Origin of the sequence: Segatella copri, from assembly GCF_009495355.1 — a bacterium.
In the GTDB taxonomy this organism is placed as follows: Bacteria; Bacteroidota; Bacteroidia; order Bacteroidales; family Bacteroidaceae; genus Prevotella.
Window position 1 is genome coordinate 1 of record NZ_VZAD01000011.1, and the last position, 2,201, is coordinate 2,201.

The 2,201-nt window shown below is 44.1% G+C and carries 1 protein-coding gene; it reads left to right on the plus strand.

Translation table 11 applies throughout. The annotated features are described in order from the left end of the window. Positions 1-2,201: SusC/RagA family TonB-linked outer membrane protein (locus F7D20_RS00790; RefSeq protein WP_158462372.1), on the plus strand; the 2,201-nt coding region annotated here is incomplete at both ends.

The window sequence follows — 2,201 nt, forward strand, 5'->3', positions numbered from 1 at the left end:
AGATTCGTATCCGTGGTGGTGCCTCTCTGAATGCTTCTAACGACCCTCTCTATGTTATCGATGGTTTGGCTATTGACAACAATACCAATAAGGGTATGAGTAATGTCTTGGCGATGATTAACCCTAACGATATCGAGAGCTTCACTGTATTGAAGGACGCTTCGGCTACCGCCATCTATGGTTCTCGTGCTTCTAATGGTGTCATCATCATCACCACCAAGAAGGGACGTGCTGGTCAGAGACCTACCGTTACTTATAATGGTGATATCACAATATCTACCATCCAGAAGAAATATGAGGTGATGAATGCCAGCGAGTACAAGCAGGCTCTTACCTCTTTAGGAAAAGATATAAGCAGTTTGGGTTTGGGTGATGCCGACACAGACTGGCAGGACGAGATTTTCCGCACTTCCGTCTCTACCAAGCACAGTCTCAGTATTCAGGGCGGCTTGAAGGATATGCCTTATCGTATTGGCTTAGGTTTCGAAGACAACAACGGTATCGTTAAGACCAGCTGGATGAAGCGTTTCAACACTTCAGTCAATGTGGCTCCTTCCTTCCTCGACAAGCACTTGAACTTCAACTTCACAGCGAAGTATATGTTTGAGAAGGATCGCTACGCACAAGCAGGTGACGCCATCTTTAACGCACTCCGAATGGACCCCACACAGCCCGTTCGCGTAAACGATGAGAAGTACGACTGCGTAGGCGGATATTTCAATTACCTGCAGGGAAAGAGTGATAAGATTACCGATCCTAATTGGAAATACATGCCTGCTGCTAATTATCCGCAGAACCCAGTGTCTCTCCTTGACAATTACAAGTGTATAGCCAAAACTCATGACATATCTTCAAACTTGGAGGTAGATTATAAGATTCATGGCTTTGAAGACTTGCATTTGCATGCAGCCATAGGAGCACAATACACTGATGGTAGACAAAATGAGGAATACTCTAAGTATACTGTTGCTAATCCTGAATATAACTATTTTGGTCGTTATAACACTGATCATCAATACAAATACAGTATTGAAGGAAAAGCATTTGCTGAATATGCCCATAAGTTTGGTGTTCACGACATCGACATCATGGCAGGTGCAGAGCAGAGCCACTACCACAGAACAGGATATAACTTTGGAACTGGTATTGATGAATACCTGAGAGATACCAATCCTCAGTATGAAGCTACAGAAGGTAAATGGAATTACGAGAATGATCCAAAGTTCCAATCAGACGAGTTTTGGAAAGCCCATAACTCATTGGTGTCTTACTTCGGACGCTTCAACTATAACTTATTAGATCGCTATTTGCTTACAGCAACCTTCCGTGCCGATGGTTCTTCACGCTTCAGAAAGGGCAAGAAGTGGGGTTACTTCCCTGCTGCAGCCTTTGCCTGGAAGATCAACAACGAGCCATTCATGAAGAACGTAAAGTGGCTTGACGAGTTGAAGCTCCGCTTGGGCTGGGGTATGACTGGTCAGCAGAATGGTATTGACGACTTCTACTATACTACTCTGTACAGAGTCAGCAACAGTTATGCACAATATCCATTCGGTGACAATTATTATCCTACTTTACGTCCATCTGCAAGCAATTCTGACCTGACTTGGGAAAAGACTACAACCTACAATGCAGGTCTTGATTTCACCGCTCTCAATGGCCGCTTCGGCTTTAACGTAGATGGTTACTATCGTAAGACTACCGATCTGTTGTCTACTGTTGCTGTTGCCGCTGGTACTAACTTAAGCGACAAGATTTTGAAGAACGTTGGTTCTTTGGAAAACTATGGTGTGGAATTGGCAATCAATGTGAAGCCTATCGTCACCAAGGACTTCGTATGGGATGTAACCTACAACGTAGGATGGAACCATAATGAAATCACCGAGTTGGAAGCAGGAAAATCAGACTGGGTTGAGACTGGATCTTCAGTATCTCGTTCAAATGACACTAAAGTACAGGCAAACAAGGTTGGAGAGCCTATCAATTCTTTCTATGTTTACCAGCAGGTTTACGACGAGAATGGCAAACCAATTGAGGGACTTTATGTTGACCGTGATGCTAACGGAATCATTGATGATGGTGACCGTTATTGCTACAAGAGCCCTGCACCTGATGTCATCATGGGTCTCACCACCAAGTTCATCTACAAGAACTGGGACTTCAGTGCAGCCTTCCATGCATCTATCGGCAACTATGTGTAT